This window comes from Rhizobium binxianense (assembly GCF_028994275.1).
GTDB lineage: Bacteria > Pseudomonadota > Alphaproteobacteria > Rhizobiales > Rhizobiaceae > Rhizobium > Rhizobium binxianense.
The window spans coordinates 1,100,184-1,125,338 of sequence record NZ_CP118713.1; the positions used below are offsets into that span (position 1 = coordinate 1,100,184).

24 protein-coding genes are annotated in these 25,155 nt (G+C 61.5%); 6 read left to right on the forward strand and 18 right to left on the reverse strand.

The features are described 5' to 3' along the window. Nucleotides 1-91: 91 nt before the first annotated feature. From PO860_RS05500 to PO860_RS05515, 4 genes are all read right to left on the reverse strand, one after another. Nucleotides 92-2,419: an LPS-assembly protein LptD gene (locus PO860_RS05500; protein ID WP_183606383.1), complete on the reverse strand. Its 2,328-nt coding sequence runs from the start codon at nt 2,417-2,419 to the stop codon at nt 92-94. Further along, entirely contained in the window at nt 2,419-3,507 is a 1,089-nt protein-coding gene (gene lptG / locus PO860_RS05505) for an LPS export ABC transporter permease LptG (protein ID WP_097617538.1), read from the reverse strand. Before lptG ends, PO860_RS05500 begins: the two co-directional genes overlap by 1 nt. Continuing rightward, nucleotides 3,504-4,685 carry an LPS export ABC transporter permease LptF gene (gene lptF / locus PO860_RS05510; RefSeq protein WP_183606385.1) on the reverse strand — a complete coding sequence of 394 codons (1,182 nt, stop codon included), beginning with the start codon at nt 4,683-4,685 and terminating at the stop codon, nt 3,504-3,506. Before lptF ends, lptG begins: the two co-directional genes overlap by 4 nt. A gap of 100 nt (nt 4,686-4,785) precedes the next feature. After that, entirely contained in the window at nt 4,786-5,484 is a 699-nt protein-coding gene (locus tag PO860_RS05515) for a phosphatase PAP2 family protein (RefSeq protein ID WP_409518660.1), read from the reverse strand. Between the two features lie 215 nt (nt 5,485-5,699). Here PO860_RS05515 and PO860_RS05520 point away from each other — a divergent pair, with 215 nt between their 5' ends. Both PO860_RS05520 and PO860_RS05525 read left to right on the forward strand, forming a co-directional pair. After that, the gene (locus PO860_RS05520) at nt 5,700-7,190 is read left to right on the forward strand and encodes a leucyl aminopeptidase (RefSeq protein WP_273884071.1); all 1,491 of its coding nucleotides are present in this window, start codon (nt 5,700-5,702) and stop codon (nt 7,188-7,190) included. Further along, nucleotides 7,190-7,639, forward strand: a complete 450-nt coding sequence (locus PO860_RS05525; RefSeq protein WP_273884070.1) for a DNA polymerase III subunit chi — start codon at nt 7,190-7,192, stop codon at nt 7,637-7,639. The genes PO860_RS05520 and PO860_RS05525 overlap by 1 nt, the downstream gene beginning before the upstream one ends. Before the next feature lie 28 nt (nt 7,640-7,667). On the opposite strand, the gene PO860_RS05530 is transcribed toward PO860_RS05525, so the two are convergent. The 7 genes from PO860_RS05530 to PO860_RS05560 form a co-directional block, all read right to left on the reverse strand. Then, a complete protein-coding gene (locus tag PO860_RS05530) occupies nt 7,668-8,171 on the reverse strand; it encodes a hypothetical protein (RefSeq protein ID WP_273880621.1) in 504 nt (167 codons plus the stop codon). A gap of 182 nt (nt 8,172-8,353) precedes the next feature. Further along, on the reverse strand, nt 8,354-9,280 hold the full coding sequence (locus PO860_RS05535; RefSeq protein WP_273884069.1) for a Gfo/Idh/MocA family protein: 927 nt from the start codon (nt 9,278-9,280) through the stop codon (nt 8,354-8,356). A 118-nt stretch (nt 9,281-9,398) separates the two neighbouring features. Then, nucleotides 9,399-11,441, reverse strand: a complete 2,043-nt coding sequence (locus tag PO860_RS05540) for a prolyl oligopeptidase family serine peptidase (protein ID WP_275034932.1) — start codon at nt 11,439-11,441, stop codon at nt 9,399-9,401. Nucleotides 11,442-11,508: 67 nt separating this feature from the next. Continuing rightward, complete coding sequence (locus PO860_RS05545) at nt 11,509-12,354, reverse strand: polysaccharide deacetylase family protein (RefSeq protein ID WP_273884068.1); 846 nt, start codon at nt 12,352-12,354, stop codon at nt 11,509-11,511. 128 nt (nt 12,355-12,482) lie between these two features. Then, nucleotides 12,483-14,366 (reverse strand): ABC-F family ATP-binding cassette domain-containing protein, encoded by a 1,884-nt coding sequence (locus PO860_RS05550; protein ID WP_272783380.1) that lies wholly within the window; start codon nt 14,364-14,366, stop codon nt 12,483-12,485. A 114-nt stretch (nt 14,367-14,480) separates the two neighbouring features. Then, on the reverse strand, nt 14,481-15,530 hold the full coding sequence (locus PO860_RS05555) for a GGDEF domain-containing protein (RefSeq protein ID WP_273884066.1): 1,050 nt from the start codon (nt 15,528-15,530) through the stop codon (nt 14,481-14,483). Nucleotides 15,531-15,671: 141 nt separating this feature from the next. Next, a complete protein-coding gene (locus tag PO860_RS05560) occupies nt 15,672-16,181 on the reverse strand; it encodes a DinB family protein (RefSeq protein ID WP_273884065.1) in 510 nt (169 codons plus the stop codon). A 140-nt stretch (nt 16,182-16,321) separates the two neighbouring features. On the opposite strand from PO860_RS05560, the gene PO860_RS05565 reads away from it, so the two are divergent. Both PO860_RS05565 and ndk read left to right on the forward strand, forming a co-directional pair. Further along, nucleotides 16,322-17,011 (forward strand): glutathione S-transferase family protein, encoded by a 690-nt coding sequence (locus PO860_RS05565; RefSeq protein WP_275038209.1) that lies wholly within the window; start codon nt 16,322-16,324, stop codon nt 17,009-17,011. A gap of 81 nt (nt 17,012-17,092) precedes the next feature. Then, entirely contained in the window at nt 17,093-17,515 is a 423-nt protein-coding gene (gene ndk / locus PO860_RS05570; protein ID WP_004680549.1) for a nucleoside-diphosphate kinase, read from the forward strand. 106 nt (nt 17,516-17,621) lie between these two features. On the opposite strand, the gene PO860_RS05575 is transcribed toward ndk, so the two are convergent. Together PO860_RS05575 and PO860_RS05580 are read right to left on the reverse strand one after the other, a co-directional pair. Continuing rightward, complete coding sequence (locus tag PO860_RS05575) at nt 17,622-18,125, reverse strand: hypothetical protein (RefSeq protein WP_273884063.1); 504 nt, start codon at nt 18,123-18,125, stop codon at nt 17,622-17,624. Next, a complete protein-coding gene (locus PO860_RS05580; RefSeq protein ID WP_183606405.1) occupies nt 18,122-18,667 on the reverse strand; it encodes a CGNR zinc finger domain-containing protein in 546 nt (181 codons plus the stop codon). Before PO860_RS05580 ends, PO860_RS05575 begins: the two co-directional genes overlap by 4 nt. Nucleotides 18,668-18,732: 65 nt before the next feature. Here PO860_RS05580 and PO860_RS05585 point away from each other — a divergent pair, with 65 nt between their 5' ends. Beyond that, a complete protein-coding gene (locus PO860_RS05585) occupies nt 18,733-19,629 on the forward strand; it encodes a branched-chain amino acid ABC transporter permease (RefSeq protein ID WP_273884062.1) in 897 nt (298 codons plus the stop codon). On the opposite strand, the gene PO860_RS05590 is transcribed toward PO860_RS05585, so the two are convergent. The 5 genes from PO860_RS05590 to PO860_RS05610 all read right to left on the reverse strand — a co-directional run bounded on the left by PO860_RS05590 (nt 19,630) and on the right by PO860_RS05610 (nt 24,102). After that, nucleotides 19,630-20,091 (reverse strand): molybdenum cofactor biosynthesis protein MoaE, encoded by a 462-nt coding sequence (locus PO860_RS05590; protein WP_273884061.1) that lies wholly within the window; start codon nt 20,089-20,091, stop codon nt 19,630-19,632. A 151-nt stretch (nt 20,092-20,242) separates the two neighbouring features. Continuing rightward, nucleotides 20,243-20,497 carry a molybdopterin converting factor subunit 1 gene (gene moaD / locus PO860_RS05595; RefSeq protein WP_003578378.1) on the reverse strand — a complete coding sequence of 85 codons (255 nt, stop codon included), beginning with the start codon at nt 20,495-20,497 and terminating at the stop codon, nt 20,243-20,245. Further along, nucleotides 20,494-21,084: a CDP-diacylglycerol--glycerol-3-phosphate 3-phosphatidyltransferase gene (gene pgsA, locus PO860_RS05600; protein ID WP_003574129.1), complete on the reverse strand. Its 591-nt coding sequence runs from the start codon at nt 21,082-21,084 to the stop codon at nt 20,494-20,496. Before pgsA ends, moaD begins: the two co-directional genes overlap by 4 nt. A gap of 211 nt (nt 21,085-21,295) precedes the next feature. Beyond that, nucleotides 21,296-23,338 carry an excinuclease ABC subunit UvrC gene (gene uvrC, locus PO860_RS05605; protein WP_273884060.1) on the reverse strand — a complete coding sequence of 681 codons (2,043 nt, stop codon included), beginning with the start codon at nt 23,336-23,338 and terminating at the stop codon, nt 21,296-21,298. Continuing rightward, nucleotides 23,335-24,102 (reverse strand): SDR family oxidoreductase, encoded by a 768-nt coding sequence (locus tag PO860_RS05610; RefSeq protein ID WP_273884059.1) that lies wholly within the window; start codon nt 24,100-24,102, stop codon nt 23,335-23,337. The genes uvrC and PO860_RS05610 overlap by 4 nt, the downstream gene beginning before the upstream one ends. Nucleotides 24,103-24,467: 365 nt before the next feature. On the opposite strand from PO860_RS05610, the gene PO860_RS05615 reads away from it, so the two are divergent. Then, a complete protein-coding gene (locus PO860_RS05615; protein WP_097617553.1) occupies nt 24,468-25,103 on the forward strand; it encodes an outer membrane protein in 636 nt (211 codons plus the stop codon). The last annotated feature ends 52 nt before the right edge of the window (nt 25,104-25,155 follow it).

The following is a 25,155-nucleotide window of genomic DNA, read 5'->3' on the forward strand; positions in this document are numbered from 1 at the left end:
CCCCTATGCCTCAGATATCGACTGGCGGCAATGTCCTGCACAGGCTTACGGCGAAAGAATGGCTTCAGGCCATGTTTGCGCCGCCCGCCGGTCACTCGAGGGTGTCGGTGCCGATCTTGATGTCGCCGAGCGTGCGGAAGGTCAGCCGTGCGCCGATCGTCCAGTCGCTTGCCGTCTCGTCGTCGGAATCCCTGCTGTCTGTATAGGCGATCGTGAAGATCGTGCATTCGTCGTCATAGGAGAGGCCAAGCGTCCGGCGGCTGATCACATCATTGTTCAGATCCCAGGCGATGCCGCCGAAGATCGACCAGTAATCCTTGAATTTGACCTTGCCGTTCGTCTGGACCTCGTCCTTGTCCTCGTCGAAGCCATATTCCGGCTGGGCGCTGAGATGGGTGAAGGTCACCTGCGAAGAGAAGGTGTCGTTCTGGTAAGCCGTCGTCAGGTCGCCGCGGCGGAACTCGAAATCCTTCTCGTCGAGGCGGTAGGAGGCCGTCATCGAAACGCCGTACGGTGTCTCGATGCCGCCGAGGCCGACATAGTCGGAGCGCGTGGTTTCAAGACCCGAATCCGCGCCGACATTGACGAGATCATCGGTCGCAAACGAGTTCTGGCCGGCGATCTGGTAGGATTGGCCGAAGATGCCGTGCAGCTTGTAACCGCTATCAAACGTACCGGTATACTGGACGCCGAGATTGGCACGCGTACCGCCTTCGACACGGTCGTAGCCCGAGAATTTGTCGCGGTCGAACAGTGAGGTGGCGTCGAAGACGAAGCTCTGCGCATCCTCGTTTGGCAGGCGGCCTGCGAGCTGCTCGTCGGGGCGGGCATAGATCTGTGCGATCGGCTCGAGGATATGGGTGCTATTATCCGTCGTCATCAGGATCGGATAGCGCATCTCCAGCCCGGCCGTGAACATCGAGCGGGTGGCGGAATTGCCGTCGATATAGTTGCCGGTGTAGCCCGTGGGGTCGTCCATGTTCAACGCGAAGGCGTCGCCGCGCGCAGCCAGCAGCGGCGTGATGACCAGGCCCGTCGGCGTGACATAGGTGCGCTTCCACTGCAGTTCGCCGGTCAGTCGCGACGTCTGGCCCTTCAGGCCGCGGAAGCGGTCGAACCCGTCGACGGTATAGAAGTCGTCATGGGTGCGCGAAATATTCGTCAAGTTGACGTCAGCCGACAGTTCGCCGCCTGCAAGCGGCTGCGGTGCCACATAGTGATAGTCCATCGCGGGATAGACGATCGCCTGCTGTTTTTCGGCGGTGTTGGTCCGATCGGCATCCTGGACGTCGAAATAGAACGCCCGCATGTCGAAATAATTGCGTTTCCCAAGTCCCGTCAGGTAGATCTGGTTGGTACGATCCGTGCCGCTCAGACCGCGCAGCTTATAGGTCTTCGAGAAATTGTTGTCGCTCTGCATCATGACGTCCCAGCCGAACGTCCAGCGGGGATTGATGCGGAATTCGGCCTTCGACGCCACCATGCCACGCTGGCTGGCTTCGGCATCGCTGGTGCCTGAGCTGAAATTGTCCGGCTTTGCCTGGTCGATGCCGGCGACGCGCAGGATATGCGTGCCATTTTCGAAGCGCTGGCGGAATTCGCCTTCGACGAGGAAGCCCTGGGCGGTGTAGCCGGTGGTGGTGACCGTCGCGTCCATGCTCGGCGAGATCACGTAATAATAAGGAACGGAAAGACCGAAGCCGAGATTCTGCGACAGGCTCATCGTCGGGAAGAGAAAGCCCGACTTGCGCTTCACCGTATTGTCGGGAACCTCGATGAATGGCAGGAAGGCGATCGGATAACCGAGCAGCTCGAAGCGCGCACTCTCCAGACGGATCGTGTGCGTCACGCCGTTCTGGATCACGCGCTTGGCCTTGACCTGCCAGAAAGGTGCGCGCTTCGGATCTTCGGCGCAGGGAAGGCAGGCCGTGTAGACGCCCTTGTTGAGAATCATCATCGTGCCGCCGACGCGCTGGCCGGATTCGGCAACGATGCGGGTATTGTCTGATGTCTCGATGCGCAACGAGTTCAGGAACCCGTCGGCAAAATTGTCGGTCACGTCAAGGTTGTCGGCATAGATACGATTGCCGTCCGGGCTGACCAGCTCGACATTGCCGAGCGCCATCATCCGGCCGGTCTTCTGATTGTACTCGACCTTCTGGGCGACCATTTTATAGCCGCCATAGTTGATCTGCACGCCGCCGACCGCCGACACCAGGTCGGCGTCACGGTTATAGACGAGTTCATTGGCCGAAAGCAGAAGCTTCGCGCCTTCGGGAATCTTCTTCTCTATATTTTGTTCGGGCGCGCTGGCCTGGCCGTAGGAGGCCGAGACACTGCCGAAATAGGAATATAAAGCCGCACCGACAAGCAGGGCAACCAACTGTTTACTAAAATACTTGCGGTCGCCTGCCGCCACTAGCCGTCCTCCTGATGAAGCAGAATAGTCGCACCCAAGGCCAGCGCGACGACCACCGGTATCCACGTCGCCACGAAGGGAGGCACGACTCCACTGCTTCCGAATGCCTTTACAAGCACGGTGATGACATAAAGCATGAAGCCCGAAAGGATGCCACCCAGAATCACGGAGCGGGATTGGTTGAACCGGCTAAATTTTAGGGACACTGTTGCAGCAATGAAAGTCATGGCCACCAGCAGCAATGGCTGGGACAACAGGGAGTTGAATTGCGTCTCCAGCGCCTTGGTGGAGATACCGAAGGATTTGGCCGCGGCAATGCGGTTGGAAAGGTCAAAGAAACCAATTGTTTCCGGCGCCGTCAGCCGCTCCTGGACGAAGTCCTGTTTCAGATTGGTGCGAAGTTGAACCGAAGCTTTACGCACGGGGATTTCGCCAGGCTTGCGCTCGACAACGTTGTTAAGTTGCCAGTAACCATCTTCCAATTTTGCCGTCGCGGCGTCCTGTCTCAGAATGACCTGACCGCTTGAATCGAAATGGATCAGCACGGCGTCGATCAGCTTGGTTCCGTTCTCCTGAACCGTCTGGGCGCCGATGATCACATCGTCCCGGCCGCTGATCTGGCGCAGCCACGGAATCTGCGGCGCCTTGCGCAGAACCGCATTCTCGCCGCGCCAGTCGGATTCGACCAGCAGCGCCTGGCGCTGTCCCCAGGCGGCAAGCGGGTTGAGCGCCGTCATCGTCAGCAGGCCGAGCAGCAGCGAGCCGGCGATGAAGGGGAACATGAACTGCCAGACCGAAATGCCGGCGGCGCGCGTGACGACGAGCTCATATTTGCGGTTGAGTCCGATCAGCACCGTCATGCCGACGAACAGCGCGATGAAGGGCACGGTCTGCTGCAGGATGAGCGGCAGGCGCACGGCGGTCATCAGGATGCCGCCGCCGATCGTGTAGCCGGGCAGGCCGGACATGCGGCCCGCCGTCTCGCTGAAGTCGAGGAGGAAAGAAATCGCCGAGACGCCGATCAGGAACCAGCCCATCGTCACCAGGTAGCGGCGAAAGAAATAACGCGACAATGTCCCGAACATCATTGGGCCGCATCCCTGCCGGTCCTGCCGGTAGCCGCAAGCAGCCTTTCCTGCATTCGTCTCCAGAAAGACGACATCCGGTCCCGAAGGAACGACGGCATGGCCAGTCGTTTGTGCAGGCCGAGGAAGACGATCGAGATGATGCTGCTGACGATCGGGATGGCGTAGAGGACGGCGATATATTCAGGATCGGTGTCGATCTGATTGGCCGCGTAGAAAGCCGCCCATCTGAGCGCGAAGGCATAGGCGAGCGCGCTCACCATCGGATGCAGCCGCGCTTCACGGTGCGAGCGCGCATCGCCGGCGATCGCCAGGGAAAACAGGGCAAAGACGACAGGCAGGATCCAGTCCGTCAGCCGGCGATGCAGTTCGGCGCGATAGCTCTGCGGCCGGATCGTATAGTCCTTGTCGGCTGGATCCGGATTGAGCAGGAACCACAGGTCACGGTCGCTGGCGCGCAGCGTCGCCTGGCCGCGATTCTCGGTCATGTCCGAGAGGTCGAAGGAATAGGAATCGAAATTGATCACCGAGACGTTGCCGTCAGGCGTTTTGCGGTGCACTTCGCCCTCATGCATGATCAGCGTCGTGCCCGTATCGTCGACGGCGCCTTCCTTCGCATAATAGATCAGCTCGTAGGCCGGGTCGCGCTCGTCGGCGACGAAAAGCCCCTTCAGCATGCGCCCGGCCATTCGCTTCGAGATCTGCACATAAAGGCCTTCGTCAAGCTTGCGGAAGGTCTTTTCTTCGATCACCGAAGAGAGCAGGTCGGCATAGGTCTCGGCGATCATCTGGCGCACGACGGTTTTTGCGCGCGGCTCGACGACGTTGTCGACGAAGAAGGAAAACACGCTGACGACGGCCGCAAGCAGCAGGATCGGGCGGGTCAGCACGCTGCGCCTGGCTCCGGCGGCGTCGATGACGGTGAGTTCCGAATCGTTGTTCATCGTCGTCAGCGTCTGGGTGATCGCGATAACGAGGGCGAAGGGCAGGACAACAGGAATGATCGACGGCAGGATCATCGTCGCGAGCTTGGCGAACGAGCCGATCGACTGGCCGCTGTCGGTGACCAGGTTGATGCGCTGCAGAACCTGTGTCGTCCAAATGATCGCCAGAACGGGCAGGAGCGCCACGAGAAACATCTGGCCGACGCGCCGCAATATGTATGTCTCGAGTAGTTTCATGCCTGCCCTTGAAAGCACCTGCACGCCCAAATGGCTTTGCAGGAGAATCCCTCTACGCTCTTTGTCGTGCTTTTGCGACAAGCTGGTGTCAAAAATTCATTCAATTTTCAGAATTTTTTTGAGGCTGTTGCGACTCAGTTAACGCCAGCAAGGCTGCGAAGACGACAAGCGACGAAAGCCATCCGAGAACGACGTCGGAGAGGTAGTGCGCGCCGAAGGATAGCCGCATCGCCGGTGTGAGGATCGAGATCGCCGCCACGGGTGCTGCCAGTGCATAACGCAGGGATTTGGGAACGAAGAGCAGAAGGCAGAATAGCCAGCCGGCGCTCGCTGCCTCGCCTGAGATGAACGAGCAGTTCGAAACGCATTTTCCGGCAAGCGAACCGGCCTCGACGAAATGCAGCGCACCGCCGAAAATGTCCGTCTGTATCGGCCGCGGCCGACCCCAATGTTCCTTCAGGATCACGTTGACGAGCAGCACGGGCCCGATCAGCAGCGTTCCGAGGGCGACTTTCAGCTTGTTCGCCCGGTCGGCGTTGAAGGTCGCGCCATGCTGCTGGTAGCATTCGATGAGTTTCCACAGCATCACGATCGCCACGACATAGGGCAGGCGGAAGAACACGGTGCGCAGCAGGTCGAAGGTCGCGACGTCGCGGTAGGGAAAGCCGCCGCAGATGCTGCCGGCGGCAGTCGTATCGCAATCTGCACTCACGAAAAAAAGCTGGGAAAAATAGATGTCTATCCCGGGGAAGGCGCGAAAGACGGCAAGCAGCCCCCACCACGTCCAGAACAGCAGCATGAATACACCGAAAGTCGTTTTCGGCAGGCGGATTGCCAGGCCCCGCCGTGGATTTTTCGGAAAAATTGTCAACGCGAATATCTACGAAACTGACGAAAACAGGAGGGCCGTGATGGCCGCGGGGGACCATAACAATTGTCGCCAGCCATTGACAGACCCGCCAAACGCGAAATTATCCGCCAGGGACGGATTTCAAGAATCCCAGCGGAGAAGACATGTCAGCTAAGTTCGAAATTTCATTCTCAAAGTCGGCAAAGCTCAATGGCGGCCTGGCGGTCTTGTTGAGGACCATAGACTCCGACAGTCCTGCGGGCGCCGAAACAGTCGATCCGGCCGGTGTGATCGCCAAGGCTGCCAGGATCGCCCGATTCTCCGCGAAATCCATGAGCGTGCTCGATATTGTCGCCCCGGAAGGCGCGTCCGTCGAGCGCATCGTCGTCGTCGGGCTTGGCAAGGCCGCCGGCCTCACCACCCATGATTGGTTGAAGGCCGGCGGTACTGCGGCGGCGAGAATCAAGAATACCGACAAGGCCGCCGTCTTCATCGACGTGCCTGGTCTCGAGACAAGCGCGCGGGCGGCCGCCGATTTCGCCCTCGGCATGCTGCTGCGCGCCTATAGCTTCGATACCTACAAGACGAAGAAGGGTGACGACGAGGAAAAGCCGGCGAAGTCGGTTAAGGTGACGATCGTCACGGCCGATCCGGGTGCTGCCAAGAAGGCGTTTGCCGATTCCGAAGCGATCGCTAGCGGCGTCAATCTTGCCCGCGACCTCGTCAACGAACCGCCGAACGTGCTCGGCCCCGTCGAGTTCGCCGCCAAGGCGAAGGGGCTGGAAAAGCTCGGCGTCGAAGTGGAAATCCTGACCGAGAAGGAGATGCGCCGTCTTGGCATGGGCGCCCTTCTCGGCGTCGCCCAAGGCTCGGTGCGCCCGCCGCGCCTGGCGGTCATGCAGTGGAAAGGCGGCAAGGGCAAGGATCGTCCCATCGCCTTCATCGGCAAGGGTGTCGTTTTCGATACCGGCGGCATTTCGATCAAGCCGGCCGCCGGCATGGAGGACATGAAGGGCGATATGGGCGGTGCTGCAGCCGTCACCGGCCTCATGCACGTGCTCGCCGCCCGCAAAGCCGCCGTCAATGCCGTCGGCATCATCGGCCTGGTCGAGAACATGCCTGACGGCAACGCCCAGCGTCCGGGCGACATCGTCACCTCGATGTCCGGCCAGACGATCGAGGTGATCAATACCGATGCCGAAGGCCGCCTCGTGCTCTGCGATGCCCTCTGGTACTGCAATGATCGTTTCAATCCGCAGTTCATGATCAATCTCGCCACGCTGACCGGCGCGATCGTCGTGGCGCTCGGCAATGTGCATGCCGGTCTGTTCTCCAATGACGACCAGCTTTCCGCTCAGCTGACGGCAGCCGGCCTTTCCACGAACGAGAAGCTCTGGCGCATGCCGCTCGGCAAGGACTACGACAAGCTGATCGACAGCAAGTTCGCCGACATGAAGAACACCGGCGGCCGACAGGCCGGCTCGATCACCGCGGCGCATTTCCTCAAGCGTTTCGTGCAGGATACGCCCTGGGCGCATCTCGATATCGCCGGCACGGCGATGGGCTCGCCGCAGGATGAGATAAACCAGTCCTGGGGTTCCGGTTTCGGCGTGCGCCTGCTCGACGAGCTCGTTCGCGCCCATTATGAATCCTGATGACCGACGTTCTCTTTTATCATCTGACCGAAACCAGGCTGGAAGACGCGCTGCCGCCGCTGATCGACAAAAGCGTCGAGCGCGGCTGGCGCGTGGCCGTCCAGACGCGTGAGCCGGCGCGGCGCGATGCTCTTGATCAGCATCTTTGGACGTTTCGCGAGGAAAGCTTCCTGCCGCACGGCACCGACGAAAGCGATTTCGCCGAAAGCCAGCCGGTGCTTCTGACGGTGACATCGGACAATGCCAATGCGGCGACCGTGCGTTTCATCATCGACGGCGCCGAGCCGCCGCCGGTCGATGCCTATCAGCGCATCGTCTTCATGTTCGACGGCCACGACCAGGAGCAGTTGGAGGCGGCCCGTGCGCAATGGAAGAAGCTGAAAGGCGAGGGGCATAACCTCACCTATTGGCAGCAGACGCCGGAAGGGCGGTGGGAGAAGAAGGCGTAGAGCTTTTCCTTCGTCGAGGCAGAAGACGCTACTGCCTCGACCCTTTGTCGTCGTCGAGGTTCGTCAGGATATTGAGTGGCACGATCCCTGCCGCACCTTCCGAGGCGTTGAGCGCCTCCACCGCCAGAACCCAATCTCCCTGTGGACTGACGAAAGCGAAGGCCCATGCCCTGTCAGCAAAGGTGCTCACCGGGATTTCCGCCCAGCCCGCTTGATGGGCAAGGCGTTCGGCATAATAGGCCTTGATGGCCTGCGGGTCGGTGGTGCTGGCGAGATTGCGCGAAAGGACACGCACGGATTTCTCTCCAAACCGCCCTTCCAGTTGGTCCAGGATCTTGCGGGTAGCCTGCCAGTCCTGAGCATGGGTTGCCGATCCGAACGAATATTCCTCCGATCGGGAAACGCCGGGCGCGTCAGGAGGGATGGCGGGCTTGTCGTCCGAACACCCAGTAAGACTGGCAAGCGGCACCAGAACGGCGCCGATCGCCAAGCTGCGGAAAAATCGACCCTTGCGGCGGGTTTTGATGCTCATGTGCGGAGCCCCCGGAAACAGCTGTACGTCTGCAAGTCTTGCCGCTTTCTACAACGGCATGACGACAATACCAAACGACATATGTCCCGCTGTTTCCCGCTGGCGCATCCGAAAGCCAGGTTAAACAGGCCGTTGCCCGTCACGCTTGACGGGCAATTCCTCGGGCAAAAGCTGCCGGCGGCTCAGTCGTGGAAGGCTTCCACGAATTTCCGCTTACCGAGCATGAAGGCGTCGGCGACGTGACGCAGCGGCGCGAGATCGACATCCGATCTGCCGGCCTTGATGATCTCGGCGAAGCGGCGGTAGAGCGAGGGATATTCCTGCTCCGGCTCGGCAAAGGTCAGCTTACCGTCGATCGAAAGCTTGGCGCCGCCCTCGGAAAGCACCATCTGGCCGGCTGCCGTCTCCGCGACGATGTCCCAGCTCTGCTTGCCGGTCTGGCGCCAGTCGAATTCGGCATGCACCGGCAGGCCGTCGGCATTGCGGAAATGGATGTCGGCCGCGATCGGCGCATCGCGGTTGTCGGGAAATTCGAGCACGGCCTCGGTGATGAAGATCGGCCGCGGCAGAATATGGGTGACGATCGACAATGCGTTGATGCCGGGATCGAAAACCCCGAGGCCGCCGGCCTGCCAGATCCAATCCTGGTTCGGATGCCAGTGGCGGACATCCTCCTTCCAGATCACATGCACGCTTTTGATCGTGGTTGCGGCCAGAAACGCCTTGGCGGCCTCGACGGCCGGCGCATGGCGCGAATGCCAGCTGGCAAAGAGCGAGGCGCCCTGCTTGCTGGCAAGCGCCTCGAGATCGGCGACTTCGCTGAGCGTCGCACCGGGCGGCTTTTCCAGGAAGACATGCTTGCCGGCGACGAGCGCCTTATAGGCTGCCTCGTAGCGATATTGCGGCGGCATGCAGAGCGAGACGGCATCGATCGAGGGCTCGGCGTCGAGCATCGCCTCGATCGTCGTATAGCTGTTGACGCCTTCGACCGTGCCGTGGCGGCTTGCCGTGGCGGCGAGCTTGAAATCCGGGTTCTTGGCGATGGAAGGAAGGTGCTGGTCGCGGACGATCTTGCCGACGCCGACGATGGCGAGGTTGATAGGAGACATGGTTTCGCTCGAGTCTGTTTTAAAAAGTATGATTTATTGAGCCTGTTTGTAGCAGAAAGAGTCGCGCCGACAAGCTCTCCTCCTCCATTCTGTTGCATCCTAGCGCATGATGGTCCGTCTACCTCATGATAGTTTGGCGAAGGAAGCTGTAACCCATCGCCGCGCGGGCGGCGCGCTCCTCGGAATTGCCGTCGCCGCCATGCCCGCCCGAGCCGAATTCATGAAAGAGCGGCCGGTGTCCTGCCTCTTCCAGCCGGGCGGCAAAACGGCGCGCATGCGACGGATGCACGCGGTCGTCATTGGCGGAGCTTTCGATATAGATCGGCGGATAGGCAACCTCCGTTGCCGGCCTGACATTGTGAAGCGGCGAATAGCCGAGCATGAAATCCCGGTCTTCCGGCATCTCGGGATCGCCATATTCATCCATCCAGGCCTGTCCTGCGCTGAACAGGTGGAAGCGTATCATGTCGAGCACCGGCACCTGGCACCAGACGGCGCCGAAATCCTGTGGGTAACGCGTCAGCATCACCCCGGTCAGCAGGCCGCCATTGCTGCCGCCCTGGCAGGCGATTCGTGACGGCACGGTGTAGCCGCGGGCGACGAGGTCGCGGGCGATGGCGACGAAATCGGCAAACGCCCGGTCGCGCCCATGCCGCTTGGCGCTGCGATACCAGTCGGGGCCGAATTCGCCGCCGCCGCGGATATAGGCCTGCACATAGGCGCCGCCTTGCTCCAGCCAGCGTCCGGTCACGCCGGAATAGTTCGGCGATAGCGAAACATCGAAGCCGCCATAGCCGTACAGCAGCACCGGCAGCGCGCCCTTGATCCACTGCTTCGGCAGGACCAGCCGGTACGCAACCCTGGTTCCGTCCTCGGAAACGGCCTCCAGCAGTTCGGATGACATATCGGTCGCATCGAAATAGCGCGGCGCTGCGGCGACGAAAATCGGCTCGGCCTCTCTGCTGCGATCCGACAGCTCGAGGCGGTAACAGGCCGGAGGCTGCAGGAAGCCTTGACCGATGATGCAGAGCGTATCGTCGCCAAGATGCAGATCGGCATGAAGCGGCCTGAAATGAGCTGTCTGCATGTCCGCCGGCAGGGCGATCTCGCGCTGTTCGGCATCGGGCCTCGTCAGGTCCAGCACCATGAGACGCGGCCGCAGCCGATCGGAGATGATGAAGACACACCACTCGCGCATCAGCATCATCTGCGAGATCGCCTGGCCCTCGCTGGGCTGAAACAGGATCCGCTCCGGCCCGAGCACTGTTGTCTCCGAGCTGGGATCGAAACGCTGCAGCACGAGGCTGCCTGTCGCGACGCGCTCGTCCGTCTTAGCCCGCCAGAGGCAATTATCGTGATTGAACTGGAAGTCCGCCTGCTCAGGCAGATCGATGCGCCGCCGCGCGCCGTCTTTGCCGATCAGGAACGCGCTCGAAACGCCGATCTCATGGGCGGCGACGAAAATATCGATCAGTCCGGCATCCGCCGAAGCGCCCCACAGGGCAGGGTCGATGACGAGATTGAAACCGTAAACGTCCTCGTCGGCGGCCTCGAACATGATGGCGGCCTCTTCCGGCCGCTGCCCGCGCTTCAATCGCCGCCCGACCCGCGGCCATCCCGAGCGGGTCGCCGAAAATCGGTCGATGGAACCAAAATAGCAGATCTCGTCGCGGCTCAGCCAATTGGCGTGCGAGCGCGCCGCCGGCGTATCGAAACCGCCCTCGACGATCTGTTTGCTCTCGGCGTCGAATTCGAGCAGCCGGAGAAGGTCGGAGCCGCCGTCCGAAAGCGTAAGCAGCACCCGCGTCGGCCCCCACGGGCAGGTGACGGCGCCGCGCCAGTTCCAGCGCTTGCCTTCGCTCACGCAGAAGGCGTCGAGATCGAAGACCGGCTCCCAGGCGGCATCGGGCAGGGGCGCCTGGTCTGCGGGCAGGCGGAGCCAGACGCCGAGCGGATTGTCCTTGCTCTGCCGGAAATCGAACAGCCACGCGCCGCGGCGCATCGGGACGATCAGCCTGTCCTGCCGCTCGATCAGCGCCTTGATCGCGTCGCGATCCCTGGCGAATTCCGGGGTTCGCAATGCCGCGTCGGAAAGCCCGTTGTGCTCGTCGATGAACTGGCGGGTGCGCGGATCCTCGTCCGTTTCGAGATGAAGGTTCATGTCCGACCTGCCGCTTCCGTTGATGTCGCCAAGATCTAGGCAGCCGGTCCAGACTTGGCAACCCGCCTTAGCGGATCGTCACGAAATCGGCTGAGGCGAGGACGTTGTTCGGCACCGGCGTCTTCTTGAATTTCAGCGTCACCACCTTGTAGCCTTCGGCTTCGAGTTCCGAAAGCAGGGTCGGCAGCATCGTCGCCGTGCGTTTGTGAATGTCATGCATCAGGATGATGCCGCGGCCGCGCTTGTGCAGCAGATCCATCGTCCGCTGCGTCACGGAGGCCGGCGTTATGGCGAAATAGTCCTTGCTGTCGATATCGACATCCATGACCACCATATCGCGCATGGCGATCGCGGCGCGCAGCCTGTGGCTCTCGGCAAGATAGGGGAAGCGGAAGAAGGAGACATCGGTTCCCGTCGCCTTGGTCACCGCCAATTCGCCCTTGATCACCTCGGCCATCGCCGCGTCGAAATCAAGTGAACTCAAATTGGCGTGGTCATAGGTGTGACTGCCGATCGTGTTGCCGTCCTCCGCGACCTTGCGGGCCAGCGCCGGGTGCATTTCGGCCATTTCGCCGACCATCATGAAGGCGCCCTTGACGCCGAACTGGTCGAGGATTGCCAGCACCTTGTCGGTCCGGCCGGGGATCGGGCCGTCGTCGAAGCTTAGGATCACTTCCTTGTCCTGCAGCTTGAGATCGGCAAGCGAGGAAACCTCCAGCGTCCGCCCGGCCAGATGGTGCCAGCCGGTCATGCGCGGCGGCGCATCGTCGCCGGAATAGGCAAGCTTCCGCCCCTCGGGTGCAATCACCGAGGAGGTCTTGATCGATGTGTCGGGCGGGGATTGTCTGGTGGTGCTGCAGGCCGAAAGGGTGGCCGTCAGGGCCATGCAGGACAGAACGAAAAAACGGTACATGGAAAGGGCTCAACAAATCGGTAACGAATGTTGAGACAACCTTTCGAATTATGGTTAACGATTGGTTGAGAGTGGCGGGAATTGTGCCGATCCGCGGCACTTCGCCACGCTTTATAAAAGGCCTGTGGCTATCCCGCCATCGCTTCTTCGTATTCGGCCGACAGCATCAGCCAGTCTTCCTCGGCGGCGGCGAGCTTTGCCGCCGCTTCGCCGCGCTGCTTTGCTTTCTCGGCCGCCTTGGCGGGTGTCTTCTCGTAGAGGGCCGGATCAGCAAGTTCCGCATCAAGCGCCTGAATCTGTTTCTCCAGCTTGGCCGTCAAGGATTCGATTTCGTTGATCTTTTTTCTGAGCGGCGTCAGCGAGGCGCGACGTTCGGCGTTGAGCTTGCGCTGCTCCGCCTTCGACGTTGCATCTTCAGCTAGCTGCGGCTTTTCTTCTTTTTTTTTACCGGATGTGACGATCAGGTCGCGATACTCGTCCATATCGCCTTCGAAACTCGTGACCGTACCGCCATTGACCAGCCACAGCCGGTCGACCGTCGCCTCGATCAGATGGCGATCGTGCGAGATCAGGATGACGGCGCCTTCGTAATCGTTCAGCGCCTCGATCAGCGCGCGGCGGCTGTCGATGTCGAGATGGTTGGTCGGCTCGTCGAGGATCAGCAGGTTGGGTGCATGGAAGGCGGCAAGCCCCATCAGCAGACGGGCTTTTTCGCCGCCGGAAAGATCCTTGGCGGCCGTCGACATCTTCTCGGTCGCAAGCCCCATCTGGGCGACGCGGGCGCGCACCTTGGCCTCCGGCGCGCCGGGCATCAGCCGGCGCACATGCTCCACCGGCGACTGCTCGGGAATGAGGTCGTCGAGCTGGTGCTGCGCGAAGAAGCCGATCTTCAGGCTCGGCGCCAGCTTCACTTCGCCGCTCTCGGGTGCAAGTCGCCCTGAGATGAATTTGGCGAAGGTCGATTTGCCGTTGCCGTTCGAGCCGAGCAGGGCGATGCGGTCGTCATTGTCGATGCGCAGGTTGAGGTTCTTCAGGATCGGATTGCCGGGCTCGTAGCCGACGGCGCCGCCCTGGATGGCGACGATCGGCGAAGCCGGCTGCTTTTCCGGCTCGGGAAAGGTGATCGGCGTTACGTGATCCTCGATCACCGCGGCAACCGTTCCCATGCGCTCGAGCGCCTTGACGCGGGACTGCGCCTGGCGTGCCTTGGAAGCCTTGGCCTTGAAGCGGTCGATGAAGCTCTGCAGATGTTTGCGGGCCGCGTCGTTCTTGGCCTTGGCCTTGGTCTGCAGCTCGTCGGCCTCAGCCTTCTGCCGCTCGAACTGGTCGTAACCGCCGCGATAGAAGGTGAGCTTCTTCTGGTCGAGATGGACAATCGCATTGACTGCATTGTTCAGCAGGTCACGATCGTGGCTGATGATGATGACGGTGTGCGGATAGCGCCTGACATAGTCTTCCAGCCACAGCGTGCCTTCGAGGTCGAGATAGTTGGTCGGCTCGTCGAGCAGCAGCAGGTCCGGCTCGGAAAACAGCACGGCGGCAAGGGCGACGCGCATGCGCCAGCCGCCGGAAAAGGAGGAGGCGGGGCGGGCCTGCGCCGCCTGGTCGAAGCCGAGCCCGGCAAGAATGCTCGCCGCGCGGGCTTCTGCCGAATGCGCGTCGATATCGACGAGGCGCATCTGGATTTCGGCGATGCGGTGCGGATCGGTCGCCGTTTCCGCTTCGGTGATGAGGGCTTTGCGTTCCTTGTCGGCGGCAAGCACGATCTCGATCAGGGCGTCCTCGGTTGCCGGTGCTTCCTGCGCCACCTGGCCGATGCGTGCAGCCTTCGGGATCGACACCGATCCGGTCTCCGAGCCGAGATCGCCGGTGATGACGCGAAACAGCGTGGACTTGCCGGCGCCGTTGCGCCCGACGAGCCCCGCCTTCGTGCCCGAAGGCAGCGAAATGCTGGCATTGTCGAGAAGCAGGCGGCCTGCAATGCGGGCGGATATGTCGGTGAGCGTGATCATGGCCGGGTTTTGGCCGAAAGCGCTCGCCAAGGCAAGAGCGCTTTCTCCCCGGGACAAGCTTGCTTGTCCCCCGGCAAGCTGCTTGCCCCCCCGCGCCAAGTATGCTTATGCCCCTTAGCGCCCGAAAGCTTGCACCGGCTGGCGGGGATTCGACTGGGCGGCGAGAAGCGCCACGCGGGCATTGGCCTGCAACTGGCCCGGCGTTGCCGCGTCAGCACTGAGCGCCACGCCGATCGAGATGGTGAGCCGGCCGGGATCGGCCTTGTCGGATGTCGCGAAGACGAGATTGTCCTCGACGGAGGCGCGCAGGCGCTCGGCGATCGTGATCGCATCGTGCATGCCGACATTGGAAAACAGCAAGGCGAATTCATCCGCCTCGGTGCGGGCGACGAAATCGTTCTTCTTGATACATTTGCGAAAGAGCCCGGCGAGCTTCTTCAGAAGCTTGTTGCCGGCCTGCGTGCCGTATTTGTCGTTGAGCTCGGTGAAATTGTCGATATCGACCATCATCAGCGCGCTGCCCGCCGCACCTTCTTCGCGCTCGTAGAGCTCTGCCATCGTCCGGTTCAGCGCGATGCGGTTCGGAAGCCCGGTGATCCTGTCGGCCACAGCGGCCGATTGCATCGCCGAAATGCCGCGCTCCAGCGTTTCCAGCGTCTTGATGTCGTCCTGCAGTCTGGCGCCGATTTCCATCTCCGCCGACAGCACTGTCGTCAGCGAGGCGGTGAGATAGTCGATCTCGCTGAGGAAGGCGGCAAGGCTCTGATTGTCGTTGCCGGAAACGGATTTCAGGATCGTGCTGCAGGCGCGCGCAAAGGCATTCTTGTGCTTCAGGCCTTCGGCAAGCCTTTCCGCCACATCGCGCAACATCCGGCTCGCCTCGTTGCGTGACGTCTCGCCCGCCAGCCCGCAATGGCCGACGAGCCGGTATTTCAGGCCGAGTTCATCGAGCATCGGCTGCTGCGGCTGCGGCCCGAGGGCTGCGATATCCTGCGCAAGGCCGGCATTGAGCCCGACGATCGCCTCATGGAAGAGTTCGTAATTGCGCGGCAGCGCGGCGACGTTGAGGCGCGCCATATGCTGGGCAATCTTCTGGATATCCGCCACCGGCGCCGAACGTGCGGCCTCGCGCGGCACCAATGCGTTTGCGCTTGCATTCTGCATGACGATCCTCGCGGCCCAGCCTCATCTCTCACATCCCGCTATGCCCGCAAGCTTTTAAGAGAGGCTGAATTTTCAACGAAAAGCTCGGGATTTGCGGGGAAACCGGCAAAGGCGGTTAACGCCAGCTTGATGGTGACGGCCTCACATCCATTCACGGCCCTCGCTGCGCAGAAAATAGATGAGATCAAGCATGAGGCTCGGCTTGCCGAGCGCCGTCAGCGTCATATGGCACTGGCCGCGATGATGGGTCTGGTGGTTGAAGAGATGCGCGAGTGCGCTCGACAGCGGCTGGGTGATCTCGACCGGCTGCATCACCGGCACATAGCTGAAGTTTCCGGCAAGCGCCGCCTCGTCGAGCAGGGCCGTCCAGGCAATGATCCGCTCGTCCTCTGCCTTGCGGGCGGCGGCCAGGGCCTCCAGATCGTCGAAAAGCACGGTATCGAGTGTCGTCGGCGCTTCGCCGGTGCCGGTGAAGCGCTTCATCCAAATCCGGTCCGCGACCAGCAGATGATTGAGCGTGCGATGGAGCGAGCCGAAGAAGGCGCCGCGGTCGCTGCGGAAGTCTGCATCGCTGAGTTCGGCCGCCGCCGCATAGACCTGGGCGTTGGCCCAGCGGTTATAGGCGGCGAACATCCTGTAGTGCCTGAGCATCCGGTCCCCCCTGGTCGTCGCCGCAGTCTATAGCTTGGTTTCCCCTGAAATCGCAGTGATGCGCCCATGAAATTTCCTGATTTGATCGCAGGCGCTTTCTGTCGTCGAATGGATGAAACCGCGATCTCGAAAGGACTGTTATGACCAGAGCCCTCTATTCCCTCTGCGGCGCCGACGAGCGGCGCTTCTTTTCACCCCATTGCTGGAAGGCGGTGATGGCGCTGGCGCATAAGGGGCTCGATTTCGAGGAGATTCCGACGACCTACGCCCGCATCCGCGCGATCGGCGGCGGCGTCTCGTCGACCGTGCCGGTGCTCGACGATAACGGCCGGCTGGTCCCCGACAGTTTCGACATCGCCCTTTATCTGGAGGAGGTCTATCCCGAACGGCCGTCGTTGTTCGGCGGCGAGGGCGGCAAGGCGCTGTCGCGCATGGTCGAAGGTTATTCGCAGATGATCATCCATCCGGCGATCATGCGCATCGCTCTTCTCGACATCCATGCGAACCTCGACGAGGGCGACAAGGCCTATTTCCGCGAAAGCCGGGAGGCTCGGCTCGGCAAGCCCCTGGAAGTGGCTGCCGCCGATAGCGAGGCGGAGAAGGCCGCCTTCGCCGCCAAGCTGGAGCCGCTGCGGCACATGCTGAAGTTCCAACCCTTCATCGGCGGGCAGACACCGCTCTTTGCCGATTATATCGTCTTCGGGGCACTGCAATGGCTGCGTGTCTCCGCCGGTCTTACCATGCTGGCCGCCGTCGATCCCGTCATGGCCTGGTTCGAACGCTGCCTCGATCTTCACCAAAGCCGGGGCCGGACTGTGACAGCGGCGTGAAATTGCCGCCGACCTCTTGTTTTCGGGCGTTGGGGCGGGTAAAGACCGCCCACTTTTCCCGAGAAAACAGAGGATTTGACTATGGCGATTGAACGCACCTTCTCGATGATCAAGCCTGACGCAACCAAGCGCAACCTGACTGGCGCCATCACCAAGATGCTCGAAGATGCCGGTCTGCGCGTCGTCGCCTCCAAGCGCGTCTGGATGAGCCGCCGCGAAGCTGAAGGCTTTTACGCCGTTCACAAGGACCGTCCCTTCTTCGGCGAACTGGTCGAAGGCATGACCTCCGGCCCGACCGTCGTCCAGGTGCTGGAAGGCGAAGGCGCGATCCTCAAGAACCGCGAGATCATGGGCGCAACCAACCCGGCAAACGCTGACGAAGGCACGATCCGCAAGGTTCACGCCCTTTCGATCGGCGAAAACTCCGTTCACGGCTCGGATGCTCCGGAAACGGCTGCCCAGGAAATCAAGTACTGGTTCTCCGACACCGAGATCGTCGGCTGAGACCACGCTTCGGCATTGGCTTGCAATGCCTTGAATTGACTCTCGAAAGCCGGGGCCTCGCCCCGGCTTTTCTATTGCACGCCTTTTTCTATGCCAGGCATTTCTTCTATACCGGGCATTTATCGGTATTCGAAAAATCGACGCTGCCGTCGGGCTTGAAGACCTCTGGGTTCTTGTCATAGAGCGCACCAACGACGAGCGGCTTGCTCGGCAAGACGGTCTGGTCGAGGTCGGAGCGAAACTCAGTCTTCAACTCCTGCAGTACCTTGCCATCCTTGTCCACCAGCCGGACACTGACGGAATAGGGACGGTCCTTGCGCACGCAGTGCAGGTTTTCGCTCTGCAGCGCGATCTTTTCGTCGATCGGGTAGATTTTCTGGTTCAGCACCAGCGAATCGCCTCCTTGCGGATTTTCGAATTCGGCGATGATCACCGAACCGTCGGGAATGGGGCCGGTCTTCTTCAGCGTCAGCAGATAGGTGGCGCTCGCCACCCGATAGTTGAAGACGAAGAGATGGCCGGTAACCTCGACCAGGTTTTCCGCCTGGCGCTGGCAGGCCGAGAGCAGAAGGCCGGTTGCCGCCGCCGCTGCGATTAGATGTTTCCTCATGGCGTCTCCTCCTTCTTGCGGCGGTAGTGCCGATTGGCCTTGGCGCGGTTGCCGCAGACCGCCATGTCGCACCAGGCCCGGCTCCTGTTCTTGCTGCGGTCGATGAACAGCCAGCCGCAATTGCCGCAGATCTTCATGCGCTGGGGATCCGGCATGGCGAGCAGCCGCAGCACCGAATGGGCGGTGGCCGCCGCCAGGCTGGCGGGGCTTGCTTCCCGCAACGTTCTCGCCATCGCTACCAGCAGCGCGGCCAGCAGTTGGTCGTCGCCGCCATCGAGTATACGCTTGCGGAAATAGAGGTCGATTGCTTCCCGCAGGGCGATGAAATCCCGCTCGTTTTCCGCCGAGACCGGCGCGATATCACCGAAGAGGGCGCGTTCGGCGCAGAATTTTGCGGCGGCGTGCGTAAAGTCCCGCATCTGCGCCCCAATCGCGAAGCGGTCGATCCGCCGCGCTTCATCGTGGCGAAGCACGACGCTGTTGGCGACATCGAGCGCCAGTGCGCCGCCGGCAAAGCGGTGAGGGGTCCAGGAAAAGCTCATGATGAAATTATAACTGGTGAAATAGGTTTTACCAGTTATAATTTTGACGACGCGGAGTGCATGGAATGGCCTATCTTCTGCAGCAGCTGGCAAACGCGGTTCCACTGGCCGCGCTCTATGCCGCGCTCGCCTTCGGTTATGCGGTCGCCTTCGGCGTGACGAAACGGGCCGACATCACCTATGGGGCGATCTTCGCCTTCGCAGGCCAGATCCTGCTGCTCTTCACCGAACTCGCCTATGTCAGGTTCTGGCTGGTGCTGCCGGCCGCCCTTGCTATCGGCGCCGGCGCGGCGATCGTCTATTCGCTGGCGGCGGGCATCTGGATCGGCCGCTCGATCATGCTGCCGCTCGTCAGCAAATCGCCGAACACGGTGATCGTTACCGCCCTCGGCATCATGATCGTGCTGATGGAGACCGCCCGGCTTGCCGCCGATACAAGGGCCATCTGGCTACCGCCGTTTCTGAACGACACGGTGGTCTTCTGGAGCGATGGTCCGTTCAAGGTGACGCTCACCTATATCCAGCTGATCAACACGGCGCTGATGGCAGTCATGGTCGCGGTGGGTACGCTGATCCTCAGACGCACGGCCTGGGGCCGCGTCTGGCGCGCCGTCACCGACGATCCGCTGGCCGCCGAGCTTTGCGGCACCAGCGCCGATCGCGTCTTTCTCGTCGCCTATGCTGCAGCTAGCCTCGTCGCCACCATCTGCGGCATCCTCGCCACCTTCTACTACGGCTCGATGGATTTCGGCGCCGGCCTGATGTTCGGGCTGAAGGTACTGCTGATCGCGGCTGTCGGCGGCTACTCCGACCCGCTACGCTCGGCAGGCGGCGCTGCCGGGCTCGCCGTCGTCGAAACCCTATGGGGCGCTTACGGCCCCTTGGTCTGGCGTGATCTGGTCATCTTCTCGCTGCTCGTCATGCTCCTAGTCATGAGCCGCAGGGAGCGTGTCGTTCTCTGATTACTTCCACCTGTCGCGCGCCGCATCGTCGGCGTCTCTGGCCGCGACCCAGTCGCCGGTGGCGCCGTCCTTGCCGTGCTCCTTCTTCCAGAAGGGGGCTGCGGTCTTCAGGAAATCCATGACGAAATTGGCGCCGTCGAATGCCGCCTGCCGGTGCGGCGCGGCTGCGACGACCAGCACGATATTCTCGCCGGCCGCGATCTTGCCGTAGCGGTGGATGGCGGTTAGCCCGAGAAGTCCGAAACGCGCAATGGCAAGATCGCCGATTCGCCGCATCTCCACCTCCGCCATGCCGGGATAATGCTCGAGTTCGAGAGCCGCCAGCGTGCCGCCTTCATCGCGGCAGAGGCCGGAAAAAGTGACGACGGCGCCGATACCGGCTTTGCCCTTGGAGAGCAGATTGACCTCGGCTTGCAGGTCGAAGTCTTCGTGCTGGACGCGGATGGTGGGGGCGACGGTCACTTTGCAGACCTCAGTCGATTTGGAAGGTTACCGCTAACCCCGGGCTCCCTCATTCCTGTCCTCGGGTCAAGCCCGAGGACAGGAATGAGGGAGAGAAAGGAAGACGCAGTCCTTGCCATCGTCAGTTTCCAAAGCCCAAGCGGACCGGGCCTCACCCCCCCGTCATCGGCGGAAAGATCCCGATCTCCCGTGCAGCGCCAATCGGCTCGTCATGCTCGACATGCTCCATATCCAGCGCCACGCGGATCACGTCGGGATATTGAAGTGCGGTCTCATATTCCTCGCCCAGCGTCTTCAAATGATTCAGGAGATCGGCGACGGTGACGACGGAGGAGGGGAGGTCGATCTCCTCCTCGCCCTTGCCGATGCGCTCGCGTACCCATGCGAAATAGACAAGCCGCGTCATTCCTCGTCATCCACGATATGTTTCAGCCCGGCGCGGAAATAGTCGTAGCCGGTATAGATGGTCAGCAGTGCGGCGATCCACAAGAGCGCGATGCCGGTCTGCGTAGTATAGGGGAAAATCTCGTCGCCGGCCGGGCCGGCGAGCAGGAAGGCGATGGCGACGAGCTGCAGCGTGGTCTTCCATTTGGCGATCCGCGTCACCGGCACGCTGACTTTCAGCGCTGCCAGATATTCGCGCAGGCCGGAAACCAGGATTTCGCGGCAGAGAATGGTGATCGCCGCCCAGATCGACCAGCCGGCGATGGTCTGGTCGGCCGCGACCAGCAGCAGGATCGAGGCGACCAGCAGCTTGTCGGCGATCGGATCGAGCATGCGGCCGATATTCGACGTCTGGTTCCAGATGCGCGCGAGATAACCGTCGAGGAAATCGGTGAGCGAGGCGATGACGAAGATCCACAGCGCTACCCAACGCGCCGTGTTGCTGATCGACAGCCTCCCCTCGATGAAGAAGCAGAGAACGATCAGCGGTACCGCGAGGATACGGCCGTAGGTCAGAAGATTGGGAATGCTATACGCACGCGATGCCATGGGATCGTTTCTCTGAATTGATGCGCTGCCACAGCACCGCGCGGCTTTTCAGACGCGCAAAAGACGCTGTAACATTGTGAACCTGCGCATCGTGCTTTCCAATCGATTCCGATTTTCGGGCCGATGCGGTAGATGACGGCTTTGGCTGGGGACCGTCAACATTCTTTCTGTCTTTCCACCGCCTTTGCGTGGAATTTGCGACGGAGGCCGGTTATTTCGCGGCGTCGTCGTGGAAATGGTTGTAGACCTGCCTGGCGACCGCTTCCGAGATGCCTTCCACCGTCATCAGGTCGGACAGGGCGGCGCGCGAAACTGCCTTCGCCGTGCCGAAATGCTGAAGCAACGCCCGTTTGCGCGATGGGCCGATGCCGCCGATCTCGTCGAGCGGGTTCTTGACCATTTCCTTCTTGCGCCGCGCCCGGTGTGAGCCGATCGCGAAACGATGCGCCTCGTCGCGCATCCGCTGGATGAAATAGAGCACCGGATCGCGCGGCGGCAGCGTAAAACTCTCGCGTCCCGGCGGGAAGAAGCGTTCGCGTCCGGCATCGCGGTCGACACCCTTGGCGATGCCGATCGCCGTCACACTGTCGGTGATGCCGAGCTCGGTGAGGATGGCGCGCACCGCCGTCATCTGCCCCTGGCCGCCGTCGATGAGAATGACATCCGGCCAGGCCGGGAAGGGCATGTCGGCGGCATCGGAAGTGGCCTTCTCCGCCGTCCGGTCGGGAATGCCTTCTTCCTTGATCAGCCGCGAGAACCGCCGCATCATCACCTCTTTCATCATGCCGAAGTCGTCGCCGGGGGTGATGTCGGTCGATTTGATGTTGAACTTGCGGTACTGGTTCTTGACGAAACCTTCCGGCCCCGCGACCACCATGCCGCCGACGGCATTGGTGCCCATGATGTGCGAGTTGTCGTAGATCTCGATGCGGTGCGGCGCATAGGTTAGCCCGAACGTCTCCTTGAAACCTTCGAGCAGCCGCGATTGCGACGCCGTCTCGGCGAGCTTTCGCCCATGCGCCTCGCGCGCATTGCCGACCACATGGTCGACCAGATCGCGCTTCTCGCCGCGCTGCGGCACGAGAATGGAAACCTTGTGAGCGGCCTTTTCGCTGAGGGCTGCCGCAAGCAGCTCCAGCTCGTCGATCGTTTCCGACAGCATGATCTGCTTCGGCACCGGCTTGTCGTCGTAGAACTGGGCGAGGAAGGCATTCAGCACTTCGGCGCCGGACAGTTGCGGATCGGCCTTGGGGAAATAGGCGCGGTTGCCCCAGTTCTGGCCGGTGCGGAAGAAGAACACCTGGATGCAGGAAATGCCGCCCTCGTGGTGGATGGCGAAAACGTCGGCCTCTTCGACGCCGGCCGGATTGATGCCCTGGTGGCTTTGCACATGCGACAGTGCCGCCAGGCGATCGCGATAGATTGCCGCCCGCTCGAAATCGAGGTCCTCGGCCGCCTGGTTCATGGCCTCGGCCATATGCGACTTCACCTTCTGGCTTTTGCCGGACAGGAAGTCCTTCGCCTCCTGCACCAGTTCGCCGTAACCCTCGTCGCTGACCTCATGGGTGCACGGCCCGGAACAGCGCTTGATCTGGTAGAGCAGGCAGGGGCGCGTGCGCGTTTCGAAGACGCTGTCGGTGCAGGTGCGGATCAGGAAGGCGCGCTGCAGCGAATTGATCGTGCGTCCGACGGCGCCGGCCGAAGCGAAAGGTCCGAAGTAGTCGCCCTTTCGCGCTCTCGCACCGCGATGCTTGAAAATGGCAGGCGCCCGGTGATCGCCGGTGATGAGGATGTAGGGAAAGGACTTGTCGTCGCGCAGCAGCACGTTAAAGCGCGGCCGCAAGCGCTTGATCAGATTCGCTTCTAGGAGCAGCGCTTCGGTTTCCGTGCGCGTCGTCACGAACTCCATGTTCGCCGTCTGCCGCACCATCTGGGCGATGCGGTTGGAATGCACGCGGCCGACGGCGTAATTGCCGACCCGCTTCTTCAGGCTGCGCGCCTTGCCGACATAGAGCACGTCGCCCTCGGCATTGAACATCCGGTAGACGCCGGGGCTGTTCGGCAGCCGCTTGACGAATTCGCCGATCAGTTCGGCGCCGATCAGCCCGGTCTCGTTGAGGCTGCCCGCGTTCCAGTCGACCGTGGTCGCAAGCGGGGCGGCGGCGGAAATGTCGCCTTCCACCTCGATATCGTCTTCGCTCTCATCCGTATCGTCGTAGAGAACGCCGCCATCCGGCAGCTTTCGTCCGTTCATTCCGTAATCTCCGCCACGTCGCGCGTCTGCCAGGCAAGGTGCTGGCCGCCGTCGAGGGCAATCATCTGGCCGGTGATCGAGGGCGTGTCGTAAAGGAAGCGAATCGTTTGTCCGAATTCCTCCAGCGCTGGCCCTCGCTGCAAGATAAGGGCTGAGACCTGCGCTTGGAAGTCCTCCTGCGTCTGCCGTTCGCTCGGCATCGCAGGGCCGGGGCCGATGGCATTGACGCGGATGCCCGGCGCCAATGCCTGGGCAAGCGTCTGTGTCGCCGTCCACAGCGCGGACTTGGAGAGAGTATAGGAATAGAAGCTGGGTCTGAGCGCCCAGACCCGCTGGTCGATGATGTTGACGATCAGCCCGGCTGCCTCAGCGGGCATCTGCTGCGCGAAGGCGGCAGCAAGGATCGAGGGCGCGCGCACATGCAGGTCGAAGTGCAGCGCCCATGTGCCGGCGTTGAAACTGCGGACGGAATCATGCTGGAACACCGACGCGTTATTGACAAGCAGATCGAGCGGCCCGAGCGTTTCCGACGCCCTTGTGACGAGCGCGCTTGTTTCGCCGATATCGGTAAGGTCGGCCTGCAGCGCGATCGCCCTATATCCCTTCCGCCGCAATTCCGCCGCCAGCTCTTCGGCTTCGCCGATCGAGCCGTTCGCGTGGATCGCGACGGAAAAGCCATTTGCAGCAAGGTCTTCGGCGATTGCCCGGCCTATTCTTTTGGCGGCCCCGGTTACAAGGGCCGAGCGAAGTCTTTTGTGGTTCAAAATCCTGCCTTCTGATCCCGCGAGTCTGTCTGACGACTATATAGGCGCGGGCGGAGGTTATATAAATAGGCCGTTGCGGTTGCGTCCGCGGGCGGGATATTCTATGTATTATTTGAGAAATTGATTTATTAAAATAAGTATTTTAAGTTTAACGCTTCAGTAGGGTTAATGAAATGTATGTTGCGTCAAAGCAACATCGAATTTCGGCCATGCGGCTGCCACAATGATATCACAATTTGGCTCTTTCAAATCCGCATTTGAGTTCCAATTTCAGTCTCGATCCGGAAGGGACATCTGGCAATATCCCGCCAATGCTTCACTGATAGACAGATGACAAGCGGCGCGGGACTGAAAGGAGACTAAGTATGCGTGTACTCATTGCTGGCCTCATGGCCTCCGTTTTTGCAATTGCGGGCGTCTCGGCAGCTCAGGCGGCCGATGCCGTCGACCAGATTCCGGAAGCACCGGTCGCCCAGGATGCTCCGGTCAAGCCGGCTGGTAACTGGGAAGGCTTCTACCTCGGCGGCGCCGGCACCTACAACATGGGTGACTTCGGTTCCGACCGCCACACCTATGGTTTCGGCGGCCAGGTCTTCACCGGCTACAACTGGCAGGCGGGCCAGATCGTCTACGGCGTTGAATCCGACCTCGGCTACAGCGGCGACGACGTTTCCTCGGGCGGCGTCAAGAACAAGTATGGCTGGAACGGCTCCGTCCGTGGCCGCGTCGGCTACGACATGAACCCCTTCCTGCTCTACGGCACGGCCGGTCTTGCCATCGGCGACGTCAAGGTTTCCGACGGCACCTCGGACGAAAGCAAGACGAACTATGGCTATACGGTCGGCGCCGGCGTCGAAGCCTTCGTGACCAACAACATCACGACGCGCCTGGAATATCGTTACACCGACTACCAGAGCAAGGACTACGACCTCGACTCCGGCAGCTTCTCGCGCGGTTACGACGAGAACAGCGTCAAGCTCGGTATCGGCGTCAAGTTCTAAGCCGACTGAACATACCGACATCAAGAAGCCGGGCACGTCGCCCGGCTTTTTT

What these genes read in the sequence shown, in the direction of transcription:
- PO860_RS05530 (WP_273880621.1), bottom strand. Translation starts at nt 8,171, where the DNA reads ATGAGCATCAAAACCCGCCGCAAGGGTCGATTTTTCCGCAGCTTGGCG.
- PO860_RS05540 (WP_275034932.1), bottom strand. Translation starts at nt 11,441, where the DNA reads ATGAACCTTCATCTCGAAACGGACGAGGATCCGCGCACCCGCCAGTTC.
- PO860_RS05550 (WP_272783380.1), bottom strand. Translation starts at nt 14,366, where the DNA reads ATGATCACGCTCACCGACATATCCGCCCGCATTGCAGGCCGCCTGCTT.
- PO860_RS05520 (WP_273884071.1), top strand. Translation starts at nt 5,700, where the DNA reads ATGTCAGCTAAGTTCGAAATTTCATTCTCAAAGTCGGCAAAGCTCAAT.
- PO860_RS05580 (WP_183606405.1), bottom strand. Translation starts at nt 18,667, where the DNA reads ATGAGCTTTTCCTGGACCCCTCACCGCTTTGCCGGCGGCGCACTGGCG.
- lptF (WP_183606385.1), bottom strand. Translation starts at nt 4,685, where the DNA reads ATGAAACTACTCGAGACATACATATTGCGGCGCGTCGGCCAGATGTTT.
- uvrC (WP_273884060.1), bottom strand. Translation starts at nt 23,338, where the DNA reads ATGAACGGACGAAAGCTGCCGGATGGCGGCGTTCTCTACGACGATACG.
- PO860_RS05545 (WP_273884068.1), bottom strand. Translation starts at nt 12,354, where the DNA reads ATGTACCGTTTTTTCGTTCTGTCCTGCATGGCCCTGACGGCCACCCTT.
- PO860_RS05575 (WP_273884063.1), bottom strand. Translation starts at nt 18,125, where the DNA reads ATGAGGAAACATCTAATCGCAGCGGCGGCGGCAACCGGCCTTCTGCTC.
- PO860_RS05535 (WP_273884069.1), bottom strand. Translation starts at nt 9,280, where the DNA reads ATGTCTCCTATCAACCTCGCCATCGTCGGCGTCGGCAAGATCGTCCGC.
- pgsA (WP_003574129.1), bottom strand. Translation starts at nt 21,084, where the DNA reads ATGGCATCGCGTGCGTATAGCATTCCCAATCTTCTGACCTACGGCCGT.
- PO860_RS05515 (WP_409518660.1), bottom strand. Translation starts at nt 5,484, where the DNA reads ATGCTGCTGTTCTGGACGTGGTGGGGGCTGCTTGCCGTCTTTCGCGCC.
- lptG (WP_097617538.1), bottom strand. Translation starts at nt 3,507, where the DNA reads ATGATGTTCGGGACATTGTCGCGTTATTTCTTTCGCCGCTACCTGGTG.
- PO860_RS05565 (WP_275038209.1), top strand. Translation starts at nt 16,322, where the DNA reads ATGACCAGAGCCCTCTATTCCCTCTGCGGCGCCGACGAGCGGCGCTTC.
- moaD (WP_003578378.1), bottom strand. Translation starts at nt 20,497, where the DNA reads ATGACGCGGCTTGTCTATTTCGCATGGGTACGCGAGCGCATCGGCAAG.
- PO860_RS05525 (WP_273884070.1), top strand. Translation starts at nt 7,190, where the DNA reads ATGACCGACGTTCTCTTTTATCATCTGACCGAAACCAGGCTGGAAGAC.
- PO860_RS05585 (WP_273884062.1), top strand. Translation starts at nt 18,733, where the DNA reads ATGGCCTATCTTCTGCAGCAGCTGGCAAACGCGGTTCCACTGGCCGCG.
- ndk (WP_004680549.1), top strand. Translation starts at nt 17,093, where the DNA reads ATGGCGATTGAACGCACCTTCTCGATGATCAAGCCTGACGCAACCAAG.
- PO860_RS05560 (WP_273884065.1), bottom strand. Translation starts at nt 16,181, where the DNA reads ATGCTCAGGCACTACAGGATGTTCGCCGCCTATAACCGCTGGGCCAAC.
- PO860_RS05555 (WP_273884066.1), bottom strand. Translation starts at nt 15,530, where the DNA reads ATGCAGAATGCAAGCGCAAACGCATTGGTGCCGCGCGAGGCCGCACGT.
- PO860_RS05615 (WP_097617553.1), top strand. Translation starts at nt 24,468, where the DNA reads ATGCGTGTACTCATTGCTGGCCTCATGGCCTCCGTTTTTGCAATTGCG.